At 60.4% G+C, this 20,326-nt stretch carries 16 protein-coding genes and 1 riboswitch; of the genes, 4 read left to right on the top strand and 12 right to left on the bottom strand.

The annotated features are described in order from the left end of the window. Positions 1-175: 175 nt before the first annotated feature. Positions 176-1,336, bottom strand: coding sequence for an MBL fold metallo-hydrolase (locus FTE24_RS01655; protein ID WP_150235420.1), 1,161 nt, complete (start codon positions 1,334-1,336; stop codon positions 176-178). Positions 1,337-1,504: 168 nt separating this feature from the next. On the opposite strand from FTE24_RS01655, the gene FTE24_RS01650 reads away from it, so the two are divergent. After that, on the top strand, positions 1,505-2,653 hold the full coding sequence (locus tag FTE24_RS01650) for a virulence factor (RefSeq protein WP_150235419.1): 1,149 nt from the start codon (positions 1,505-1,507) through the stop codon (positions 2,651-2,653). 196 nt (positions 2,654-2,849) lie between these two features. Then, a riboswitch (Lysine riboswitch) is annotated at positions 2,850-3,038 on the top strand. A gap of 120 nt (positions 3,039-3,158) precedes the next feature. Further along, positions 3,159-4,631, top strand: a complete 1,473-nt coding sequence (locus tag FTE24_RS01645; RefSeq protein WP_150235417.1) for an amino acid permease — start codon at positions 3,159-3,161, stop codon at positions 4,629-4,631. A gap of 110 nt (positions 4,632-4,741) precedes the next feature. On the opposite strand, the gene FTE24_RS01640 is transcribed toward FTE24_RS01645, so the two are convergent. From FTE24_RS01640 to xylA, 3 genes are all read right to left on the bottom strand, one after another. Beyond that, positions 4,742-5,863, bottom strand: coding sequence for a transglutaminase domain-containing protein (locus FTE24_RS01640; RefSeq protein WP_150235414.1), 1,122 nt, complete (start codon positions 5,861-5,863; stop codon positions 4,742-4,744). A gap of 288 nt (positions 5,864-6,151) precedes the next feature. After that, positions 6,152-7,654 (bottom strand): xylulokinase, encoded by a 1,503-nt coding sequence (gene xylB, locus FTE24_RS01635; RefSeq protein WP_150235413.1) that lies wholly within the window; start codon positions 7,652-7,654, stop codon positions 6,152-6,154. Positions 7,655-8,084: 430 nt separating this feature from the next. After that, the gene (gene xylA, locus FTE24_RS01630) at positions 8,085-9,398 is read right to left on the bottom strand and encodes a xylose isomerase (protein WP_141447204.1); all 1,314 of its coding nucleotides are present in this window, start codon (positions 9,396-9,398) and stop codon (positions 8,085-8,087) included. A 238-nt stretch (positions 9,399-9,636) separates the two neighbouring features. Between xylA and FTE24_RS01625 the strand changes: the two genes are divergently transcribed. After that, entirely contained in the window at positions 9,637-10,821 is a 1,185-nt protein-coding gene (locus FTE24_RS01625; protein ID WP_150235411.1) for an ROK family transcriptional regulator, read from the top strand. A 658-nt stretch (positions 10,822-11,479) separates the two neighbouring features. Here FTE24_RS01625 and FTE24_RS01620 read toward each other — a convergent pair. From FTE24_RS01620 to kduI, 8 genes are all read right to left on the bottom strand, one after another. After that, the gene (locus FTE24_RS01620; RefSeq protein WP_141447207.1) at positions 11,480-11,710 is read right to left on the bottom strand and encodes a glutaredoxin family protein; all 231 of its coding nucleotides are present in this window, start codon (positions 11,708-11,710) and stop codon (positions 11,480-11,482) included. A 169-nt stretch (positions 11,711-11,879) separates the two neighbouring features. After that, complete coding sequence (trxB, locus tag FTE24_RS01615; protein ID WP_141447208.1) at positions 11,880-12,839, bottom strand: thioredoxin-disulfide reductase; 960 nt, start codon at positions 12,837-12,839, stop codon at positions 11,880-11,882. Between the two features lie 280 nt (positions 12,840-13,119). Beyond that, a complete protein-coding gene (locus FTE24_RS01610) occupies positions 13,120-14,415 on the bottom strand; it encodes a homocysteine synthase (RefSeq protein ID WP_150235409.1) in 1,296 nt (431 codons plus the stop codon). Between the two features lie 354 nt (positions 14,416-14,769). Then, positions 14,770-15,597 carry an SDR family NAD(P)-dependent oxidoreductase gene (locus FTE24_RS01605; RefSeq protein ID WP_150235407.1) on the bottom strand — a complete coding sequence of 276 codons (828 nt, stop codon included), beginning with the start codon at positions 15,595-15,597 and terminating at the stop codon, positions 14,770-14,772. Between the two features lie 120 nt (positions 15,598-15,717). Further along, positions 15,718-16,578 (bottom strand): sugar phosphate isomerase/epimerase family protein, encoded by an 861-nt coding sequence (locus tag FTE24_RS01600; protein ID WP_150235405.1) that lies wholly within the window; start codon positions 16,576-16,578, stop codon positions 15,718-15,720. Positions 16,579-16,610: 32 nt separating this feature from the next. Then, the gene (gene kduD / locus FTE24_RS01595) at positions 16,611-17,363 is read right to left on the bottom strand and encodes a 2-dehydro-3-deoxy-D-gluconate 5-dehydrogenase KduD (RefSeq protein WP_141447212.1); all 753 of its coding nucleotides are present in this window, start codon (positions 17,361-17,363) and stop codon (positions 16,611-16,613) included. A gap of 37 nt (positions 17,364-17,400) precedes the next feature. Continuing rightward, entirely contained in the window at positions 17,401-18,180 is a 780-nt protein-coding gene (locus FTE24_RS01590) for a DeoR/GlpR family DNA-binding transcription regulator (protein WP_150235403.1), read from the bottom strand. A 40-nt stretch (positions 18,181-18,220) separates the two neighbouring features. Next, the gene (gene kduI / locus FTE24_RS01585) at positions 18,221-19,054 is read right to left on the bottom strand and encodes a 5-dehydro-4-deoxy-D-glucuronate isomerase (protein WP_141447214.1); all 834 of its coding nucleotides are present in this window, start codon (positions 19,052-19,054) and stop codon (positions 18,221-18,223) included. Between the two features lie 308 nt (positions 19,055-19,362). Here kduI and FTE24_RS01580 point away from each other — a divergent pair. Further along, a partial coding sequence (locus tag FTE24_RS01580; RefSeq protein WP_202111714.1) for a glycosyltransferase family 39 protein occupies positions 19,363-20,326 on the top strand: 964 nt, incomplete at its 3' end.

Genomic DNA, 20,326 nt, shown 5'->3' with positions numbered 1-20,326 from the left:
GTTAAACGCTTGAGTCGTCCTTCGATTCCGAAAGATCAGGGGTACTTTTCAAAAGCTTATTATAGCACAAAACGGCGCTCCGTAAGACATTTCCTGACTGTTTTCCGCAAAATTTCGCAGCCTCCACGCCCGGACGCGCCAAAAACCGCCCCGGCGCGCCGGGGCGGTTGGCCCGCTATTCGATCATCTTCTGCTGCGCGTGCACGATCATCGTCTCGCCGTGGGCCATGAGCTTGATGCAGTCCCGCGACGTGCCGGTCCGCTCGCGCTCGGCTTCCAGGCGCGCCAGCGCTTCTTCGGCCGTATCGTCGGACAGCTTGAACGTGCCGAAATGCATCGGAATCATGATCTCGGCGCCGACGTCGCGGAACGCCTGCAGCGCCTGCTCCGGATTCATGTGCTGGGGCCCCATGAACCATTCGGGTTCGTAGGCGCCGATCGGCATCAGCGTAATATGGATCGGGAAGCGGTCACCGATCTCGCGGAAGCCGGCAAAATAACCGCTGTCTCCCGCAAAATACACGGTCGGCGGAAGCGGCCGGCCGTCGGCCGACACGTTGGCGTTCAACGTCTCGCTCCAGCGCCCGCATTTCGCTTCCTCTTCTTCTCCACCCGATTCTTCTCTGTCGTCCTCTTCCCTATCGTTCTCTTCCGGAAGGTTGTCCCGGTTCGAAGACAGCGGCTCGGCCGCTTCCCCCGCCGGCGCCTTGGACGTTCCGACCATCTTGCCGGGCGTCACTTTGACCGCATCGGCCGGCTCCAGCACGAACCCGCCCCAATGCGACGTGTTCGCGTCGAACAGCGTCCGGCGCGTCCAGTGCTGGGTCGGAACGAACGTGATACGCACGCCTTGTACGACGATCTCTTCCCACCAGGCCAGCTCGATGCAGGGACCGACCTGCTTGCGCGCCAGCTTTTTCTTGAGGCCGACCGGTACAATAATTTGCGTCTTCGGGCTTTGCAGCTTGCGAATCGACGCGATATGCATATGGTCGTAGTGGGAATGGGAGATCAGGATCAAATCGACGGGCGGCACTTTCTCGATCGGAATGCCCGGTTCGGTCAGGCGCTTGCCGATGCCCATCCGTTTGGCCCAGATCGGGTCGGTCAGGATGTTCAGTCCCGCGTACTGGATCAGGAAAGTGGAATGGCCGACCCACGTAATCGTCACATCGTCGCGGTTGTCCGTCAGGTAATCCAGCTTGGCCGGCTGACTCGGGATGATATACGAATAATCGCGCTTTTTGCGTCTACGGTGCAGATGCCGGTCGCGATGTTCTTTGAGCGTTTTCCCCATTGGGGTATTGTTTGCGTTCAGGTACTTCACCTTCGGCATATCCGTTCCTCCTTCGCTAGACTGCCTCTCTCTCTCATTACCCTCTCTTTCCTTATATCGACTAAGAAAGCTCAATTTTTTTACGATTCGTGATTCGGCGGGCACAAGATTGTGACAATTATTACGGCGGCGTGTAAAATAAACATATGAAGGAGGCTTGATTACCCCATGGAAATCAAATTGATCGAACCTACTCCCAGCCCGAATACGATGAAGCTTCATCTGGACGAGACGCTGGAAGCGGGCATTCGCAAAACATATACGCTGGACAACGAACGCTCCGCCCCGCCGATCATCGCGCGGCTGCTGCACGTCGAAGGCGTCAAAAGTATTTTCCACACGACGGACTTCATGGCGATCGACCGCAAGCCCGGCGCGGACTGGCCCGCCATCTTGTCCGGCGTCCAGGAAGTGTTCGGCAGCCGTTCGGACCTGCCGGTCGACTCGGACATCGAAGACGCGGCCGGCCATTTCGGCGAAGCGCAGGTGTTCGTCCAGTTCTTCCGCGGCATCCCGATGCAGATCCGGGTCAAATCCGGCCTGCGGGAAGAACGGATCGGCCTGGCCCAGCGTTTCGTCGATGCCGTGACGGAAGTCGCAAGCGCCACGATGATCAAGGAACGCAAGCTGACCGATTACGGCGTGCGCTACGGCGACCTGCCGGATATCGCGCGCGAAGTGGAACAGGAACTTGAAGCGGCTTTCCCGCAGGAACGGCTGGAACGCGTCATCAAGCAGGCGATTGCCCACGGCGCAAAAGCGGAAGAATTCGTGGAGCAGCGCCGGGAATGGTCGCAGGCCGAGATCGAAGAGACGCTGGCCGGCGACGACTGGCGCCGCCGCTACGCCGCGCTTGAAGCGATGGAAGCGAGCGAGCAGACGCTGCCGCTGATCGAACGCGCGCTCGGCGACGACAAGATGCAGGTTCGCCGGTTGGCCGTCGTCTATCTCGGCGACCTCAAGACGCCGGACGCGATGCAGCTGCTGTTCCGGGCCATGAAGGACGGCTCGCCGGCCGTGCGCCGGACGGCCGGCGATACGCTGTCGGACATCGGCGATCCGTCCGCGACCCAGGTCATGCTCGAATCGCTGACCGACGTCAGCAAGATCGTCCGCTGGCGCGCCGCGCGCTTCCTGTACGAAGTCGGCACCGCCGACGCCCGGGAAGCGCTGGAACAGGCGTCGAACGATCCGGAATTCGAAGTCGGGCTGCAGGCGCGCATGGCGCTGGAGCGGATCGATTCCGGCGAGGAAGCGGCCGGTACGATCTGGCAGCAGATGGCCAAAAGCCGCCAGAAGCCGGGCGATCCGGCGTAAAACCGCCGCCCGGTCGGCCTTTGGTCTGCCGGACACGGTGCGGGAAAGATTGTGCGAAATAGGGTTGCCTCACGCGGGGCAATCCCGTATACTGTGAAAGTTGTTCGCCCTGCGAATACAGGGCTTTTTTTGTTGCTCCGGACTTGTTTGTCCGAATTCCATAGGCATTCCCTCATCGCACCGCAGTTCGAAGCGTTGATGAGGTAGAGGTTGCGGTGGCGATCAGTACACCGGCAGAGGCGCAGCAGAGCGCCGAAGAAGCCGGCCTGGAAAGGCGCACCCGCCGAAGCGCGGATTTCTCTGACCTGAATCCCGCGTTGGGCCCGTCTCCGACAAGGAACGGAACTGTCATCCGCCGCAGGGCGGATGTTGAGCTATCTTCACGAAACGAAGCGATTTTGCGATGCGGAAGCAGCCCTCAGCCGGCGGACCCGCGTCTTCCGGCTTTTTGCCGTACGCTTCTTTTCGTGGATTTTCAAACCCACACGAGGAGAGTTGACTTCCCATGACAGCATCGCACGAAAAAGCGCCTCAGGCGTCTCAACTGAAAAAAGGGCTTCAAGCCCGCCATATGACCATGATCGCTCTCGGCGGCGCGATCGGTACGGGACTGTTCCTCGCAAGCGGCGGAGCGATCGCCGGAGCCGGACCCGGCGGCGCGCTGCTCGCCTACGCCGCCGTCGGCATCATGGTCTATTTTCTCATGACCAGCCTCGGCGAACTTGCGACCTACTCGCCGGAACCCGGCTCGTTCAGCTCGTACGCGGGACGCTTTGTCGATCCCGCCCTCGGCTTCGCCATGGGCTGGAACTACTGGTACAACTGGGCCGTCACGATCGCAGCGGAGCTTGCCGCCGCCACGCTGATCATCAAATACTGGTTCCCGGGCAGTTCGTCGTTTCTCTGGAGCGTGCTGTTCCTGGCCATCTTGTTCCTGCTGAACGCCATGTCCGTCCGCGCTTACGGCGAAGCCGAATACTGGTTCGCCCTGATCAAGATCGTGACCGTCGTCTTGTTCCTGATTATCGGCGTGGCGATGATCTTCGGCGTCATGGGCGGCGAATCGGTCGGCTTCAGCAACTTCACGACCGGCGACGCTCCGTTTAACGGCGGCTTCCTCGCCTTCCTCGGCGTCTTCATGGCCGCCGGCTTCTCGTTTCAGGGCACCGAGCTGATCGGCGTGGCCGCCGGCGAGAGCGAAGATCCGCGCCGCAACGTGCCACGTGCGATCCGCCAGGTATTCTGGCGCATCCTGATCTTCTACATCCTGGCCATTTTCGTGATCGGCCTGCTCATTCCGTACACCGACCCGAACCTGCTGAACGGCGAGCTGGACCAGATCGGCGTCAGCCCGTTCACGCTCGTGTTCGAACGAGCCGGCTTCGCGTTCGCGGCGGCCGTCATGAACGCGATCATCCTGACGTCCGTGCTCTCGGCCGGCAACTCCGGCATGTACGCATCCACCCGGATGCTGTACGCGCTCGCCATCGAAGGCAAAGCGCCGAAGTTTCTGGCGCGGCTGACCCGCGGCGGCGTACCGATCAATGCGCTGATCATGACGGCAGCCGTCGGCATGCTCGCGTTCCTCGCTTCGTTTTTCGGTGACGGGGTTGTCTACAGCTGGCTGCTCAACGCGTCCGGCATGTGCGGCTTCATCACGTGGGTCGGCATCGCGGTCAGCCATTACCGCTTCCGCCGCGCGTTTATCAAGCAGGGCCGCAGCCTGGACGAACTGCCTTACCGCGCACGCTGGTTCCCGTTCGGACCGCTGTTCGCTTTTGCGCTCTGCCTCTTCGTCATCGTCGGCCAGAGCCTGTCCACGATCGAGAACGGAAACGTCGACTGGATGGGCTTCATCGCGACTTACTTGAGCGTGCCGCTGTTCCTGATCCTGTGGTTCGGCTACAAACGGGTCAAAGGCACCAAAGTCGTACCGCTGGAAGAATGCGACCTGAACGGGCGCGGCAGCGATCTGTAACCTGTCTTCTCCCATAAAAAAGAGCCTGGTACCGGTTGTCCGGTACGCGGGCTCTTTTCGTATGCCTGTCTTTCTTTCATGCGGCTCGCTTGATTTCCATTCAGTATCCCTTAACTCCAATACAGCGTAACCTGCCAGTTGTTGGCGCCGGCAAGCGATTTGCTCGTGTAGCCGATCGGCGACAGACCCTGTCCGTACAACGTCAGCAGATCGTTTTTGAGCTTGGACTTCGTGCCTTTGTAACGGAACGTCAGGCTGCTCTGCCCGTCGCCGTCGGCCGCTTTTACGACCTGCTGCAGCACCGCCGCCGTCGTGACGAGCGTGGACGAAGTCGCCGAGTAGCCGAGCGCGACCCGCAGTTCTTTGGCTCCTTTTACCCCTTGGGCGATCAGGCTGTCCACCGTCTCGTTGTAGGGCGTGACCGCTTTGGGATAATGGGCCGTTTTCCACGTGTGATCCTGCTTCAACTGCTCGTCGGTCACGAGATAATACGAAGTCGACACGCGATCGCCGCGGTCCGGCACCGGATCGTCCCATGTCGTATCGATCTGATACCATTTGCCGTCCAGCTTCACCATGTTCCAGGCGTGCGCTTCGCTGCCGACGTAGCCTTCGACGATATTCGTCTCGAACCCGGCCTGCTTCAGCATGTCGTACGTGAGCAGCGCGTAGCCCTGACAGACGGTGCTGCCCGTCTTGAGCCCTTCGTACGCCGTGAATTTCGACAGCGTCGTATCGTATTTCAGCGTACGCACGACCCAGTCGTGGATCGCTTTGACTTGCTGGTGATCGTTCATGCCCGGCGTGACGATCCGCTTGAGCGCCGCTCCGACCTGCTGGTGGACGTAAGCGCTCTGCTCGGCCGTTTCCCGGTACGTCAGCTTCACCGTGGCGGTGGCGGACGTGCGGCTGCCGCTCAGCGAATACGCATAGCCTTTCATCGTGTAATGAATGTATGGGTTCTGGGCAATCGCCGCGTCCAGCGCGGGTTCGATCGCTCTTTTCAGTTGGTCGATCCCGCCGGAATAAGTCAGCTTCACGCTGTCCTTATGCGCCGACAGCGCCTGAAACAGCTGGTTTTGCAGCTGAGCCTGCGCCTGGGTCTGCGATACGGATGCCGCGCTTGCGGACGGAGTCGCCGATAGCGGCTGGAATCCTCCGACCGTGCTTCCCGCCACCAGTGCGAGTGCCGTGCCCACTTTCAACAGCTGTCTTTTTGCTTTTCCCTTCATGTGCCTGCATTCTCCCCTTTATTGACGAAAGTCTCTTTTCCTATATCGGTATTCGGATCGTTTTTCGTTATCGCGCTGCATCATTTCATTGGGTCGTTTATTCGGTCTGGCATTCGGTTGGACGACTCAAAAAGCCCCCTATTTTATTATGAACGTCTCCCGTCAAAAAGCAACTTCCTGCTGTTTTCCGATATTTTGGCGCGTGCGCACGGCAAAAAGCCGCTGCCCCAAAATCGGGCAAACGGCTTTCGCATCGTATGGACGTCGGGTGCGAACCCGGCGCGGGCTTTAGCTGCCGCCGCGGAAAGCGGACAGTTTGCGGTTCAATTCGGCCGTCTGTCCGTAGACGTCCTGGTAGACGGCGAACAGTCGGTCATACGTCTGCGCGCGCTCCGCGTCCGGCGTGTACGTCACCGATTCGCGGATAAACTCGCTTGCGCAGTCCTGCAGCGTCTCGAACCAGCCGCTGCCGAAAGCGGCCAGCATCGCCGCGCCCATCGCCGGGCCCTGCTCGCTTTCGAGCTTGACGACGTCGGCGCCGAATACGTCCGCCTGCATTTGCAGCCATTCCTTGTTTTTGGCGCCGCCGCCGATCGAGACCACTTTGTCGACCGTCTTTCCGGCCGCGCGCAGGATATCGATCGATTCGCGCAGCGAGAACGTGATGCCTTCCATCACGGCACGGGCAAAATGCGGCAGCTTGTGGCTGGCGTCGATGCCGATAAAGCTGCCCCGGATGTCCGCGTCCGGGTGCGGCGTGCGTTCGCCGACGATATACGGCGTGAACAGCAGGCCGTTCGCGCCCGGCGATACTTCGCCGATGCCTCCGAGCAGTTCCTCGAAGGAGACGCCGCCGCCGAACGTTTCGCGGAACCACTGCATACTGTAGCCGGCCGCAAGCGTGACGCCCATGATGTAGAAAGCGTCTTTTTCGCTATGGTTGAAGAAATGTACTTTGCCTTCGAAGTCCAGGTCGCGGCGCGTCTCGTACGAGAGCACGACGCCCGACGTGCCGATGCTGCACATCGTCTGGCCTTCGCTCAGGATGCCCGCGCCGATCGCGCCGCAGGCGTTGTCCGCTCCGCCCGCGTAGACGCGCGTCGAGCCCGTCAGGCCGGTGCGCTGCTGCATCTCCGGCAGCAGCGCGCCCGTATCGTCGAACGATTCGACGAGTTCCGGGAACAGCGACGGCTTGAGGCCGAACGCCGCGCCGATCTCTTCGCTCCAGCACTTGCCGCCCACGTCCAGCAGCAGCGTGCCGGCCGCGTCCGAATAGTCCATTGCGGCCTGGCCGGTCAGGCGCAGGCGCACATAGTCTTTGGGCAGCAGGAACAGCGCAGCCTGATCCAGAATTTCCGGCTCGTGCTCCTGCACCCAGAGAATTTTCGGCAGCGTGAAGCCTTCCAGCGCGCGGTTGCGCGCGATCTTCAGCAGCTTGTCGCCGAGCACCTGCTCGATCTTGCGGCACTGCGGCGTCGTGCGCGTGTCGTTCCAGAGGATGGCGCGGCGCAGCGCCCGGCCGTCTTCGCCGACGAGCACCAGTCCGTGCATCTGGCCGGAGAAGCTGATGCCTTCGATCTCTTCCGGCTGCACGCCGCTTGCTGCGAGCAGCTTGTTCAGCGACAGCACGGTCTTCTCAACCCAGTCTTCCGCTTCCTGCTCGCTGTAGCCCGGCTTCGGCTGGTACAGCGGATATTGTTCCGATTCTTCGCGGACGACGTTGCCTGTGCGGTCTACGAGCACCGATTTGACGGCGCTCGTGCCGAGGTCGATCCCGATTACGTAAGTCATAGGTGGTTCCTCCTTTGGGTGTGGAGCTTACGAATAAAGATAAAAGGACGGCTCCCCTCCCCGAAGGGAGCTTGCGGGAAGCCGTCCGATTATAAAGCGGTGATCGCTTATGCGATTCTGTATGTGTGGAACCCTGACGGCCGCGGCGGAAATCGCTGGGGGGAACCTCTTGGAGATTCGATGAAAACCGAACGGGGAAGCCCGAAGGTTCAACGAGCACCAAACAAGTGAAACCTGAAGGATTCAGACCCAGAGATAAGCGTAAGCTGCGGCTTAGCCGGTCGAATTGCCGGCTTTTTTTGAGAAGATTTAAAACATTTAAAAGTCGCTAGGCGCGGAGCCGGATTGGGGGGATCCGGCGTGTAAAGATTGTCGCTTGGCGCGGGAACTCAATTCGCCTTGCCCGGAGGGGTCGGCGAGTTTCGTTCCTTTAACCATAAATATATTGGTTAAGCACAGCTTGAAGCAGCTCTTGACGTCCCGATTTATTCGGGCGCGGGTTCTCATTATTCATCGCATACTCCGACAGGGAGGCCAGAGTCGTCTTGCCGGCTACGATATCGGCGCCGATGCCTTCGGAGAAGCTGCTGTAGCGTTCTTCGATCACTTTATCGAACGCGCCGTCTTCGATCAGCTTGGCTGCGACTTTGAGGCCTTTGGCGTACGTGTCCATACCGGCGATATGCGCCAGGAACAGGTCGTCGGCTTCGAAAGAGTCGCGGCGAACTTTGGCGTCGAAGTTAATGCCGCCTTTGCCCAGGCCGTCGTTCTTCAACACTTCGTACATCGTCAGTGTCGAATCGTAGACGTTAACCGGGAACTCGTCGGTATCCCAGCCCAGCAGCATGTCGCCCTGGTTGGCGTCGAGCGAACCGAGCATGCCGTTGATGCGGGCTACGCGCAGTTCGTGTTCGAACGTGTGGCCGGCAAGCGTCGCGTGGTTGGCTTCCAGGTTGAGCTTGAAGTCTTTGTCGAGGTTGTACTTTTGCAGGAATGCGATCGAAGTCGCCGCGTCGAAGTCGTATTGGTGCTTCGTCGGCTCTTTCGGTTTCGGTTCGATCAGGAATTGGGCATCGAAGCCGATTTCCTTGGCATAGTCGACCGCCATGTGGAACATGCGGGCGATGTTGTCCTGCTCCAGCTTCATGTCCGTGTTGAGCAGGGACATGTATCCTTCGCGTCCGCCCCAGAAGACGTAGTTCTCGCCGCCGAGGCGTTTGCCGACTTCAAGACCTTTTTTGATTTGGGCCGCTGCGTGGGCGTAGACGTCCGCATTGTTCGTCGAGGCCGCGCCGTGCACAAAGCGCGGGTTCGTGAACATGTTGGCCGTGTTCCACAGCAGTTTTTTGCCGGTCGATTTCATGTGGGTCTCAATCAGGTCGACGATCGTGTCGATGTTCGCGAAAAACTCCTTGAGCGTCGATCCTTCAGGCGTAATGTCGATATCGTGGAAACAGAAGTATTCCAGTCCCATTTTGTCCATGAACTCGAAGCCGGCTTCGACGCGGGCTTTGGCCATGTCCATGCCTTTGTAGGAATGCCAAGGACGGATCGCCGTCGTGTCGCCGAACGGATCGTTGCCTTCCGCTGTCAGCGTGTGCCAGTAAGCCATCGAGAATTTCAGGTGCTCGGACATTTTCTTGCCTGCGACAACCTCGTCCGCATTGTAAAATTTAAAAGCGAATGGATTTTGCGACTGACTGCCTTCGTAAGCCACTTTACCGATATTTTCAAAATAAGCCATGTAAGAAATGCCTCCTCATAGGTTCGCGGAAATCGTTTACATGGATATCCTAGCACATCGTAAAAACTTTGTCTATTGGATAAACTAAGTCTTTCGCAAAAACTTCAGGTACGTTAGAATCAGAAGATGATAGCGCTACCAACCTGTACGGCACAGGGAGTTTGCGCGGCGACCTTCTTTTCCCGGAACGTTTGGATTAAGATAACAAGAGGTTTGAGGCACGGATGGAGGAATCGAAATGAGGGTGACCGGGGATCAGGCGCTCGTGAAAAAATTGAACAAATCGATCGTGCTGGACACGATTCGCAGAAAAGGGCCGCTGTCGCGTACGGACGTCTCGGAACGGACGGGACTCAACAAGGCGACCGTCTCCAACCTGACGACGGAACTGCTGGAGCAGCAGCTGGTCGAGGAGACCGGGCCGGGACAATCCAGCGGCGGGCGCAAGCCGCTCATGCTGCTGTTCAACGCCGCGGCGGGCTGCGCGGTCGGGATCGAGCTCGGCGTCAATGCGGTTAAGGCGGCGCTGACGGATCTGCGCGGACGCATCCTGCTGGAACGCAGCGCGCCGCTCGCGGATCACGATCCGGAATCGGCTTTTGCGGCGATCCGGGAAGTGACCGCGCCGCTGCTTGAAGCGGCGCCGCATACGCCGTACGGGCTGATCGGCATCGGGATCGGCGTACCGGGCATGGTCGACGACGAAGGCGTCATCTTGTACGCGCCCAACCTCGGCTGGGAAGGCGTCGATCTCAAGAGTCGGCTCGAAGCCGAATTCGGCGTGTCCGTCGTCGTCGACAACGAAGCGAATGCCGGCGCGGCGGGCGAACGCGAATACGGCGCCGGCCGGCATGTGCGGCATCTCGTCTACGTCAGCGCGGGCATGGGCATCGGTTCCGGCATGATTATCGACGGACAGCTGTACAAAGGCGCGTGGGGCTACGCCGGCGAGACCGGCCATATGTCGATCGAAAGCGACGGCCGGCTGTGCAGCTGCGGCAGCCGGGGATGTTGGGAACTGTACGCGTCGGAGCGGGCTTACGCCTATGCCGACGGACTGGAGCAGGCGGAGCCGGCGCGGGACATGCCGGCGCTCACGACGCGGGAGCTGACGGAGCGGGCGAGCCTCGGCGATGCCGGGACGCTTGCGATGTACGCCGAGATCGGCCGCAGGCTCGGGATCGGCATCACCAATCTCGTCAACGGCTTCAATCCCGAGAAGATCGTCGTGGGCGGGCCGTTGACCGAAGCGAAAGCCTGGATCGAGCCCGCCATGCTCGCGGAGATCGCGCAGCGGGCGCTGCCGTATCACCGGCGCGAGCTGGCCGTCTCGTTCTCGGAGCTGGGCAGCCGCTCGGCGGCGCTTGGCGCGGCGCATCTGGCCGTCTCGCAGTTTCTCGGCCGCGTCCGCGTCTCGCTGTAGCGGGCAGCGAGACGCCGACAGGCCAACTGAACGTCCGAACACGGACAAGCGAAAAAGGCTCTCCTGCCTGATGCTGATCTGGAATCCACATTTTGCTGTTTGAACGGCTTGTTCGGAGGAAATGTTGACTTCCCGTCCACTTTTTCTTCAAAATTCGCTTTGGGCAGGCTACATCGAAGTAAAAAGCTGACTTCCGGTCAGCTTTTTGCTTTTTGAGCAGCTTTTTCGCATAAAATGCTGACTTTTGATCCGGATTAAGCGGCCAGGCACGCTGTGCGCCGGGCAAGGCGCTGACGAGCCTCCACGCTTGCCGATAAAAAGAGCAATCCGACTCGGCTCGGCTCACGGATTGTATGTCCTTTAGAACACCCAACCAAGCCTCCCCAAACTTTTAACGGATCGTAGTTCCGTTAGCCGCTTTTTATCGCCTTTTTTTCGCCAAAAACAAGCCCCATTTCATTCCAAGCGTCCTCTGAATCCGTTAGAATGCTCACACCTCCCTTGCCCTGTATCCACCGTTCATGCAAAAAACCCGATTCTCCGCGCTGGAGAACCGGGTTTCCCGACACACTGAAGGCGAAGCCCCAAGGGGCTTCGCCTTTTCAATTTGCTTATGCGTGATGATAGTTCGCTCAAACAGTTCGCTTGAAATCCGGATTTACGCGTTCAACGCTTTTTCCAGCTGCAGCTTGTTCATGCCCACGATCTTCGCGTCGCCGATTACCGTAACCGGTACGGCGCGCAGGCCCATGTCCCACACCTGCTGCGCGAAAGCGTCGCTCTGCTCGATGTTGCGCTCTTCGTACGTGACGCCTTTTGCATTCAGATAAGTCTTGACCTGCGTGCAGTGCGGACAAGTCGTTTTGGTGTATACGATTGCGGTTGCCATATACTCTCTCCACCTTTTCGCTCTATTATTGGACTGGCTGTTGATTGGATATCCGTCGTCTTATATTGTAACGCGATCGCTCCGCAATACCAAGCGCGGAAACGATCGGAAGCGTGAAAAAGAACAGGTCTGGCGTAACGGATGCCGGGTTGGATGCTTGGATGGATGCTTAGACGACCGCTTCGGCTTCGGCCGCAGCTTCGGCAAATTCCAGACTCTCGATGAACCGTTCGCAGTCCATCGCCGCGGCGCAGCCGCTGCCCGCAGCCGTAATCGCCTGGCGGTAGCGAGTGTCCTGCACGTCGCCGCAGGCGAACACGCCCGGAATGTTCGTCTCGCTCGTGCCCGGCGTCACGACGATATAGCCGTTCTCGTCCGTCGTGACCTGCCCGTTCAGGAAGCCCGTGTTCGGATGGTGACCGATCGCGACGAACACGCCGCTTGCTTCGAGCAGCTTCTCTTCGCCCGTGCGGTTGTCGCGGACTTTGAGGCCCTGCAGCTCCATGCCGCCTTTGACCACTTCGAGCGGCGTATGGTCGAGCGCCCATTCGATCTTCGGATTCTGGCGGGCCCGATCCTGCATGATCTTCGATGCGCGCAGTTCGCCTCTGCGGTGCACGAGCGTCACTTTGGTGGCGAAGCGGGTCAGGAAGTTCGCTTCTTCGATCGCGGAATCGCCGCCGCCGACCACGATGATTTCTTTGCCGCGGAAAAAGAATCCGTCGCACGTGGCGCAGGTACTCACGCCCATGCCGATATTTTCTTCTTCGCCCGGAATGCCGAGGTACTTGGCGCTTGCGCCGGTCGAAATGATCAGCGTGTCGGTGACCAGTTCGCCCAGCCCTTCCACGTTAAGCTTGAAAGGTCTTTGCGACAAATCGACATTCTCGACCCAGCCCGTACGGAACTCGGCGCCGAAACGTTCGGCCTGCTTGCGCATATTGTCCATCAATTCGGGGCCCATGATGCCGTCCGGGAAGCCCGGGAAGTTCTCGACTTCGGTCGTCGTCGTGAGCTGTCCGCCCGGCTGCGGTCCTTCGATGATCAGCGGGCTCATGTTGGCGCGAGCCAGATAGATAGCAGCAGTCAGTCCGGCGGGTCCGGTACCGACAATGATCGATTTATACATACGGTGATCCTCCTCTTTCTCAGTCATTCCTATTTTATAATGATTACAATGTAGTTCTCATTATGGGTCCTGAAATGTATTGTGTCAAGTTGAATTTCCCACTATGAAAATGAAGATTTCATGAACCGCCCGCCTGCCGGCGCAGCGAAAAGCCCATTTTCCGCCGCGGCGGAAAATGGGCTTTTCTGTCGTTCTTCATGCGGCCGTTCACGCGACCGTTCGCGTTGTTCCCTGTTCTTCCCCGGCGGCCGAAGGCGGTTCGGGGATCAGGGATCAGGGATCAGGCTTGGCCCGAAGCCGCGATCGCCTGCTCCAGATCGTGCAGGATGTCGTCGATCGATTCGGTGCCGATCGACAGGCGGATCATGCCGGGCAGGACGCCGGACGCGATCTGTTCCGGCTCGCCGAGCTGCTGGTGCGTCGTGCTCGCCGGGTGGATGATCAGACTCTTCGAGTCGCCGACGTTCGCCAAATGCGAGAACAGCTTGACGCTCTCGATCAGTTTTTTGCCGGCTTCGATTCCGCCCTGAATGCCGAATGTCAGAATCGCGCCCTGCCCTTTCGGCAGATACTTCTGCGCCAATTCATGCGACGGATGGCTTGGCAGGCCGGAGTAGCTGACCCACTCGACCCGCTCGTGGCCTTCGAGGAACTTGGCGACGGCCAGCGCGTTCTGGCTGTGGCGCTCCATCCGCAGATGCAGCGTCTCCAGCCCTTGCAGCAGCAGCCAGGAGTTGAACGGCGAGATCGTTGCACCCAGATCGCGCATCAGCTGCACGCGCGCTTTGATGATATAGGCGATCGGGCCGACCGCCTCGGTATAAACGACGCCTTGATAGCTCGGGTCCGGCTCGGTCAAGCCCGGGAAGCGTCCGCTCGCGGCCCAGTCGAACTTGCCGCCGTCCACGATAATGCCGCCGATCGAAGTGCCGTGGCCGCCGATGAACTTGGTGGCCGAATGCACGACGATGTCCGCGCCGTGTTCGATCGGGCGCAGCAGGTACGGACTCGGGAACGTATTGTCCACGATCAGCGGCACGCCGTGCTCGTGGGCAATGTCCGCTACCGCCTGAATATCCAGCACGTCGCCGCGCGGGTTGCCGATCGTCTCCGCGTAGACCGCTTTGGTCTTTTCGTTGATGACGCTGCGGAAGTTCTCGGGATCGCTCGAATCGACGAAATGCACTTTGATGCCGAGCTTCGGCAGCGTAACGGCAAACAGGTTGTACGTACCGCCGTACAGGCTGGCCGACGAGACGATCTCGTCTCCGGCTCCCGCGATGTTCAGGAGCGAGAACGTGATCGCCGCCTGGCCGGACGCGGTCGCGAGCGCTCCGGCTCCTCCTTCGAGCGCGGCGACGCGCTGCTCGAACACGTCGCTCGTCGGATTCATCAGACGCGTATAAATATTGCCGAATTCCTTGAGGCCGAACAGGTTCGCGGCATGTTCCGTATCGCGGAATCCGTAAGAAGTCGTCTGGTACAGCGGCACGGCGCGGGCTCCCGTAACCGGATCGATCTCCTGCCCGCCGTGTACGGCGAGCGTCTCAAAAGCAAGCTTTCTGTCTTCCGTCATGTTCGATTCCTCCCGAAATGCCGGCGCCTTGCGCCGGATAGTGAACGGAATCTCCCCCTGTTCCCGCCTGCGGAACGATTGCGGCCGCTTTGCGGCCGTTCGATGTGTTCCGCCTGCGCATGCAGCTCTGGATGCCTTCAAGCGATTGGGAAATCCCCTTGTCTTTAGTTCTTGAACGCGGTACTTGGCTCTTATTCTTACACAGATGGGCAGGAATGAAAAGACCTTAAAATAAATTCCGATGCGATTAGTCTGTTATGAAACGACAAAGCGGCTCCGCATACGGGAGCCGCTTGAATAAGGTACCGGACGAAGACCGGCGCAGGATCGGCGCGATCCGCGCAATCCGTGCGATCAGTCCGGCTTCGGATGCATATAGCCCCAGCCGTAACCGGCGGCTTCGGACAGGTCTTCGGGCATGCCCGGCAGGATCAGCCCGCCGTCGATCCGCAGATTGATGCCCGTGATGTAGGCGGCTTTGTCGGACGCCAGCCAGGCGATCGCTTCGCCGATGTCCGACGGCGTGCCCATGCGTCCGAGCGGAATCTTCCGCCCCAGCGGTTCGGTCCGGGCATCCTGCTCCGGCTTGTTGACCGTCGCGCCGGGCGCGACGCAGTTGGCGCGGATGCCGTGCGGCGCCCATTCCAGGGCGAAAGAGCCGCAGGAGCGGATCAACGCGGCTTTCATGCCCCCGTAGACGCTGTCGCCCGGATAGGCGCGTTCGCCGCGGGACGAAGTGATAAACAGGACGCTGCCCCGGATGCCGCGCTCGATCATCGATCGCACCGCGTATTTGGACAGCAGCACCGGCGCGGTGTAGTCCAGCGCGATCATGGCCGCCAGCTTTTCCTCTTCCAATTCGATCAATTCGCCGGAAAAGCCGTGCCCGGCGTTATTGACGACGAGATCGATGCGGCCAAAATGCTCCAATACGTCTTCGACGACGCGCTGCGGTTCGCCCGGCTGCGTCAGATCGCTTTGCAGCGCAAACGCGTCCGCCGCGTAAATATGTTTCAGTTCCCGGGTGATGCCTTCCGGGTCATCCGAATCCGAATGATAGGTGAGCGCGAGGCGATAGCCTTTTTGGGCCAGCACGTGGCAGATGCCGCGGCCGATGCCTTTGGCTCCGCCGGTGACGAGCGCTACGAGAACTTGTTCCGAATCCAGCACGTGATTGTTCATTTGCGTTCGCTCCTTTTGCCGTAGATCGGTATAGATAGACGTTTACGTTCACGCCCCATTACCCGGCCCGGAACCCGCATAAGCGCGAATCGCCCGATTCCTTCGCTTCGTAGAGCCTGTTCAGGCTTCCGCGTACATGCGGCGCAGCGTATCGGCCGAACGCTTCGCTTCACTCGCCGTGACGCCTTCAATCGAAATATCGATGTGCGGCTTGCGTTCTTTGAGCAGCCGGTACAGCAGCGCCTTGTTCAGCAGGCCGTCGCCGATCGGCCGATCCAGCCGCGGCTGTCCGCTGCCGGCAAAATGCCCGCCTTCGCCGAAATCCACGTCTTTGGCGTGAATCAGCACCATTTTGTCGGCCAGCGTCTCGAACGCGTCACGGATCAGTCGATCCTGCTGCGGCAGCCGCTCTTCGTTGAGCAGGTTGCACGCATCGAACAGCAGCCCGATCGTCGAAGACGGCACTTCTTCCAGCAGCCGGCGGAAATGGTCGAGCGAATGCAGCGTATGGCCGGCGACCGGTTCCATCGCCAGCTTCACGCCCCATTTCTCCGCTTCTTCCGCCAATTCGGATACGCTCTCCCGCAGGATGCCCCAGCCGCGTGCTTCGTAATCCGACGGATGATATTCGGCGTACGTCCGGATCGAACCGGTCTCCGTCGCCACGAGGCCGCAGCCGAAATCGCGCGCCAGGCGCAGATGTTCTTTGAAGCGCGCGATTTCGGCGCGCCTCACGCTCTCGTCCGGATGCACCGGATCGATATAGCAGCCGAGCACGGCGATGCGCACGCCTTCGCGGTCGAACGTCTCGGCGATATGGTTCGCAAGCCCCGGGCTCAATTTGCCGGGCGAGCAGTCGATATCCCCGATCGCTTTGAGCAGCGCGAGCTGCACGGACGTGAAGCCTTCGTCCGCCACTTTGCGCGCCAGTTCCGCCGCCGGAAGCTTGCCGTACGTATGGGCCAGAATGCCAAGTTTCATCTTATGATTCCTCCTCGTGGGGTGCGGGCCGTCTAGCGGTTCATCCAGCCTCCATCGACGCAGAGCACATGACCGTTCACGTAATCGGCCGCCGACGAAGCGAGGAACACGGCCGGTCCGCCGACGTCTTCGGCGGTGCCCCAGCGATCCGCCGGTATGCGGGTCGTGATCGAATCGGTCCGCTCTTTGTCTTCGCGGATCGGCGCCGTGTTGTCGGTCGACATATAGCCCGGCGCAATCGCGTTCACCTGCACGCCTTTGGAAGCCCATTCGTTCGCGAACGCTTTGGTCAACCCGGCTACGCCGTGCTTGCTCGCCGTATAGCCGGGCACGTTGATTCCGCCCTGGAACGACAGCATCGACGCGATATTGATCACTTTGCCGCTGCCGCGCTCGACCATATGGTTGCCGACGAGCTGCGTCAGGTAGAAGACGGTCTTCAGGTTCAGATCCAGCACGTCGTCGAAATCGTCCCAGCTGTGCTGCGAGATCGGCGTACGCCGGATGATGCCTGCGTTGTTGACCAGAATATCGATGCGTCCCGCCGCTTCCAGCGCACGGGCCACGACGTTTTCCAGTCCTTCTTTTTGGCTGAGATCGGCCTGGATTTCATACGCCTGGCGTCCGAGCGCCCGTACTTTTGCTACCGTGTCCGCGCACGAACTGAACGAGACGGCGACGATGTCCGCGCCCGCTTCCGCAAGCGCCAGCGTCATCCCCTGCCCGAGTCCGCCGCTTGCTCCCGTTACCATTGCCACTTTGCCGCTTAGATCGAATATGCCCATGAGTGCCTCCCGAATATCGCCGAACCGCGGCAGCGGATTACGCCGGATGGCCCGGTTCTCCGCTTCCGTCGTCCAGCCTGATGTTTTTTTGCGCAAAAAACTCTTTCTGCGCCGCGTCCAGCCCGCCGTCGGTAATGATCACGTCCAGGTCCGCGCAGTCCGCGAACGTCCACAGCGCAAAGTTGCCGAATTTCTGGTGCTCGACTACGCCGTATACGTGCCGGGCCGTGCGGACGAGCGCCTTTTTGTACGGCACGAGATCGCCCGTATAGATCGAAGCGCCCAGTTCCGCATGCAGCGCGGTCGCCGACAGAAACGCTTTGCTGATATTCAGCCCGCCCACGAAGTCCGCGCTGCCCGGTCCGATCAGCACGTTGCGTACGCGCTCGCCGCCCGGCACGACCAGCCGAATCCGGTCTTTGCGTGCCAGCTCGCTGAGGATGAACAGGTCGTTCGTGATGACGGTCAGCGGCGCGTTCTCCAGCTGGCGGGCCATCTCCAGCGTCGTCCCGCCGCCGTCGAGCGCGATAATGTCGCCCGGCTCGATATAACGCAGCGCGCGGGCGGCGATTTCCGCTTTTTCCGCTGCGTGCCGGTCTCCCGTTCCGCGGGGCGACAAGATGCCGAACTGGTCGTTTTGCGCCAGCATCGCTCCGCCGTGCACCCGCGTCAGCAGCCCTTTCTCTTCGAGCCGCGCCAGATCTTCCCGTATCGTCTTGCCGGTCACGTCCAGCAGCGAGCTCAATTCGCCCACGCCGATCTCCTGCCGTTCGATCAGGATTTCCATAATTTTCTCGTGCCGTTTGAGTGCGTTCATGTGTCGATATAGCCCCTATTCCGCAAAAAGTGATTAGGCTCTATTTTAAGTCTTTCATGTCCACCGCGTCCATATCGTCGAACAGCTGATTCTCGCCGCCCATCGCCCAGCAGAACGTGTAATTGTTCGTGCCGACGCCGCTGTGGATCGACCAGCTCGGCGAGATGACGGCCTGCTGGTTGCGTACGACCAGATGGCGCGTCTCCTGCGGCTCGCCCATGAAATGGAACACCGCGGCGTCTTCCGGCATATTGAAATACAGATACACTTCGGAGCGGCGGTTATGCGTATGGCACGGCATCGTGTTCCACATATTGCCCGGCGCAAGCTCCGTGATGCCCATGACGAGCTGGCAGCTCTCGATGCCGCCCGGCAGGATGTACTTGTTGATCGTGCGCTCGTTCGAGCTGTCGATACTGCCCAGATGCGCTTTGATCGCTTCGCCCTGACCGGCTTTGCGGGTCGGATACGCTTTGTGGGCCGGCGTGGAGACGAGGTAGAACCTGGCCGGGCTGCCGCCGTCCGCGCTGCGGAACGTCACGTCGCGAACGCCGAGGCCGACGTACAGACATTCGTTTTTGCCGACTTCGAACGTCTCGCCGTCCGCCGTCACGGAACCTTCGCCGCCCACGTTGATGATGCCGACTTCGCGCCGCTCCAGGAAGTAGTCCGCGCCGATCTGCTTGAGATCGACTTCCAGCTTGATCTCGCCCGATACGGGCACGGCGGAGCCGACGATATAACGGTCCACATGCGAGTAAACGGTTACAAGTTGATCCGGCGCAAACAGCGTCTCGATCAAAAATTCCTCCCGCAGTTGGGTCGTATCAAAAGTCTTGACGGCGTTCGGGTGCGAAGCATAACGGTTTTCCATAACATTCATCCTTTCGGGTTGGGAGTGTGAAGAACTTGCCGGGCGGACCATTCATGCTGCTATCCAGCGCAAATACGCAAATGAACGTTTATATAGGTTCATTTTAGTTCTTTTATTTCCTTTTGTATAGACTTTCCGGTAAAAAAGAAAACTTCTCCGGCGCCGGCGCAAACATTCAGCTTTCGTTCAGCGCCTTTTCAGATTCCGCTCAGGCTTGAGGCTTATACTCGGAAGCAAACAAAGCGGCACGGCAAACAGGCGGACCGCGACGCTGTCCGCCTGTTCCTGCCCGACCGGAGGAATCGCGCATGAATCTGTTTTCGCTTCGCCGAATCGATCCGCTGCCCGCGGCGCTTGCCTTCGCGGCCCTGCTGCTATCGCTGCTGCGGATCGACAAATCGGGCTATCTCAACGCTTATTACACGGCCGCGGCCGTCAGCATGAGCCAGAGCTTCCACAACTTTTTGTACAATGCGTTCGATCCCGGCGGCTTTATCTCGATCGACAAGCCGCCGGTCGCGTTCTGGCTGCAGGCGATCAGCGTCAAGCTGCTGGGTCTGCACGCCTGGAGTCTGGCGCTGCCGTCCGCGCTGGCGTTCGCCGGCTCGGTCGTGCTGCTCTACCTGCTCGTGCGGCCTTCGTTCGGTCTGGCGGCGGCCCGGCTGTCCGCGCTGATCCTGACGCTGACGCCGATCGCCGCGGCGGTCAGCCGGACCAACAACGCCGACAGCGTGCTGCTCTTCTGCGTGCTGCTTGCGACCCTCGCCTTGAAGCGGGCCGTACGCACCGAGAGTACGCTGCTGCTGTGCGCCGCGGCTGCGCTCGTCGGCGTCGGCTTCAACGTCAAGATGATGCAGGCTTACCTCGTGCTGCCGGCGTTCGCGCTGTTTGTACTGGCGGCTCGCACGCTGCCGTGGAGACGCCTGCTGAAGCAGTCGGCGGCGGCCCTGGCGGTGCTGGTCGCCGTCTCGCTCTCGTGGGCGACGTTCGTCGACGCCACGCCGGCCGACCAACGCCCCTATGTGGGCAGCAGCATGCACAATTCCGTGCTGGAACTTGCGCTCGGCTACAACGGCATCGGCCGGCTGACCGGGCAGATGGGCGGCAGCCCGATTGCCGCAGCGCCGACGAACGCTTCCGCCGCGCAAGCGGGAGGATTGTTGCCGGCGGCGCCGGGCGGGCCGGAAGCGGGGCCGCTGTCGGCATTCGGCTTCGCGGGCGGAGCCGGCGGCGGCTGGGCGGCATCGGCGGCGGCCGGCGCCGGCGCCGGCG

Origin of the sequence: Saccharibacillus sp. WB 17 (assembly GCF_008634075.2) — a bacterium.
Taxonomy (GTDB): Bacteria; Bacillota; Bacilli; order Paenibacillales; family Paenibacillaceae; genus Saccharibacillus; species Saccharibacillus brassicae.
The sequence above is the reverse complement of the archived record's forward strand: the minus strand, read 5'-3'. Positions and strand labels throughout refer to the sequence as shown.

Excerpts from the sequence above, each read along its gene's own strand:
- FTE24_RS01655 (WP_150235420.1), bottom strand. The coding sequence starts at position 1,336 with ATGCCGAAGGTGAAGTACCTGAACGCAAACAATACCCCAATGGGGAAA.
- FTE24_RS01650 (WP_150235419.1), top strand. The coding sequence starts at position 1,505 with ATGGAAATCAAATTGATCGAACCTACTCCCAGCCCGAATACGATGAAG.
- FTE24_RS01645 (WP_150235417.1), top strand. The coding sequence starts at position 3,159 with ATGACAGCATCGCACGAAAAAGCGCCTCAGGCGTCTCAACTGAAAAAA.
- FTE24_RS01640 (WP_150235414.1), bottom strand. The coding sequence starts at position 5,863 with ATGAAGGGAAAAGCAAAAAGACAGCTGTTGAAAGTGGGCACGGCACTC.
- xylB (WP_150235413.1), bottom strand. The coding sequence starts at position 7,654 with ATGACTTACGTAATCGGGATCGACCTCGGCACGAGCGCCGTCAAATCG.
- xylA (WP_141447204.1), bottom strand. The coding sequence starts at position 9,398 with ATGGCTTATTTTGAAAATATCGGTAAAGTGGCTTACGAAGGCAGTCAG.
- FTE24_RS01625 (WP_150235411.1), top strand. The coding sequence starts at position 9,637 with ATGAGGGTGACCGGGGATCAGGCGCTCGTGAAAAAATTGAACAAATCG.
- FTE24_RS01620 (WP_141447207.1), bottom strand. The coding sequence starts at position 11,710 with ATGGCAACCGCAATCGTATACACCAAAACGACTTGTCCGCACTGCACG.
- trxB (WP_141447208.1), bottom strand. The coding sequence starts at position 12,839 with ATGTATAAATCGATCATTGTCGGTACCGGACCCGCCGGACTGACTGCT.
- FTE24_RS01610 (WP_150235409.1), bottom strand. The coding sequence starts at position 14,415 with ATGACGGAAGACAGAAAGCTTGCTTTTGAGACGCTCGCCGTACACGGC.
- FTE24_RS01605 (WP_150235407.1), bottom strand. The coding sequence starts at position 15,597 with ATGAACAATCACGTGCTGGATTCGGAACAAGTTCTCGTAGCGCTCGTC.
- FTE24_RS01600 (WP_150235405.1), bottom strand. The coding sequence starts at position 16,578 with ATGAAACTTGGCATTCTGGCCCATACGTACGGCAAGCTTCCGGCGGCG.
- kduD (WP_141447212.1), bottom strand. The coding sequence starts at position 17,363 with ATGGGCATATTCGATCTAAGCGGCAAAGTGGCAATGGTAACGGGAGCA.
- FTE24_RS01590 (WP_150235403.1), bottom strand. The coding sequence starts at position 18,180 with ATGAACGCACTCAAACGGCACGAGAAAATTATGGAAATCCTGATCGAA.
- kduI (WP_141447214.1), bottom strand. The coding sequence starts at position 19,054 with ATGGAAAACCGTTATGCTTCGCACCCGAACGCCGTCAAGACTTTTGAT.